This is a genomic window from Acinetobacter sp. 1130196 (assembly GCF_000588095.1).
GTDB lineage: Bacteria > Pseudomonadota > Gammaproteobacteria > Pseudomonadales > Moraxellaceae > Acinetobacter > Acinetobacter nosocomialis.
Genome location: NZ_JFWX01000118.1, coordinates 1 through 1797 on the forward strand (window position 1 = coordinate 1; position 1797 = coordinate 1797).

The 1797-nt window shown below is 32.6% G+C and carries 3 protein-coding genes and 1 pseudogene; 2 read left to right on the forward strand and 2 right to left on the reverse strand.

Annotated elements, in window-relative coordinates; all coding sequences use genetic code 11:
• The coding region (locus J671_RS24725; protein WP_000316084.1) for an IS30 family transposase at nt 1–355 on the forward strand (355 nt) is incomplete at its 5' end.
• A gap of 6 nt (nt 356–361) precedes the next feature.
• Here J671_RS24725 and J671_RS25920 read toward each other — a convergent pair.
• Nucleotides 362–481, reverse strand: a pseudogene (locus J671_RS25920) (sel1 repeat family protein); the annotation flags it as partial.
• A 148-nt stretch (nt 482–629) separates the two neighbouring features.
• Nucleotides 630–929 (reverse strand): hypothetical protein, encoded by a 300-nt coding sequence (locus J671_RS0105425; protein ID WP_004887849.1) that lies wholly within the window; start codon nt 927–929, stop codon nt 630–632.
• 59 nt (nt 930–988) lie between these two features.
• Here J671_RS0105425 and J671_RS25735 point away from each other — a divergent pair.
• A protein-coding gene (locus J671_RS25735; RefSeq protein WP_155765201.1) for an IS5-like element ISAba27 family transposase occupies nt 989–1797 on the forward strand; the annotation gives its coding sequence in 2 pieces (ribosomal slippage) (nt 989–1369 and nt 1371–1797; 808 coding nt annotated over the 2 pieces). This gene is flagged as partial in the annotation.

The following is a 1797-nucleotide window of genomic DNA, read 5'->3' on the forward strand; positions in this document are numbered from 1 at the left end:
AACTGAAGCTCTGAAATATTTACCTGCAGAACTGCGTAAAACGTTGACCTATGACCGTGGACGCGAGATGTCAGAACATAAAATACTCGAAGAAGATTTAGGCATAGATGTATATTTCTGTGACCCACATTCACCTTGGCAAAAAGGCACATGCGAAAATATGAATGGTTTAATTAGGCAATATTTACCTAAAGGGATTGATTTAAATCAGGCAGATCAGCATTATTTAAATCAAGTTGCCATGTCACTGAATACTCGTCCTAGAAAGGCGTTAGATTGGCTTACACCATTAGAGAAATTTGCTCAGCTTGTTGATTATCATATGGCTTTTGAAACTGTCGCACCTCATGTTTGAATTCGCCCCTCTTTCTGCTAAACGAGAAATATCTTTAAAATCTGGTTGATGACTACAAGCTAATAAATTGATTGCTACGAAAATAATGGCGATTTTTTGAAGTTTTTTTCTTAAAATAAAAAACATAATAAATATTAAATTGCTTGTGATGAGAAATATATCGAATGAATTTTAGCATAAATTCTCAAACATGAAAAAATTTAAAGTTCTAGTTTAATGGCTATAGTAATTTAATGAAATTATAAATTATCTATAATCCTTTAATTAGATTACTTTAAAAGACATCATGCCGAATAGCCCACACAACCAAAATTAAAATAAACGTAACAAGTGAACTTAAAGATGAAGATATTAATAAAGAAAAAAGTGCTAAGTGATTAGGGCCATCTTTAGTAAAAAATTGCGCATTGGTCCAATCTTTAGGAAATAAAATTGCTAAAATAAATAGAGTGATAATAAAAAATGATAAAAACCATATTGGCACTAAATAGCGAAGCTTCCACCGTGCTTTAACTACAAAATAGCCAACTCCATATAAGCATATAAAAAAAATAGCGAAATCTAATATAGACATAACACCCTCTTTAATATTAGACCTCTTGCGAAAGTAAAAACCACCTCAATCTAAATTTCATGAGATATCAGAAATTAAATCGTTTTTCAGATTCTGAATTCCAGCGCTTGGTTGGTGTACCTCGACCAGTTTTTAGTGAAATGATCGAAGTTTTAAAAGAAGTAGAATCACTTAAAAAGAAATCTGGGCGTCCTCATACTTTAGCTATAGAGGATCAATTATTATTAACACTCAATTACTTACGGAATTACAGCACTCAATTGGAGTTGGCTGCAAATTACCATATCGCTGAAAGTAATGTGAATCGAACCATTAAAAAGGTTGAAGATGCATTGATGAAATCAAGACGGTTTACTCTGCCAAAACGAAGCATTACCACAGCAGACGAACAGTTTAACTGGGTCATTATTGATGCGACAGAATGTTCAATAGAACGTCCGAAAAAAAAATCAGAGTAAGTTCTACAGTGGTAAAAAGAAGAAACATACGCTAAAAGCACAAGTGATCTATCATCCGAACAGCAAACAAATCATAGGGCTAGATATATCGAATGGCAGTCAGCATGACATTAAATTGGCAAGAAGAACGGTTAAAAAATTCAAACATTGTAAATATGTTATGACCGATTTAGGGTACTACGGATTAGAGCAAGATGGCTTTAAATTATTGATGCCAATAAAGAAAAAGAAGAATTTACCCTTATTTGATGTTGAGAAAAAGTACAATAAAATGATTGGAAAAATACGAGTTGTGATCGAACATATTAATAGTCAATTGAAAACATTTAGAATATTAAGTGAACGCTATCGAAATAGACGGAAAAGATTCGGTTTACGCATTAACTTAATCGCTGCACTGGTAAATCGGA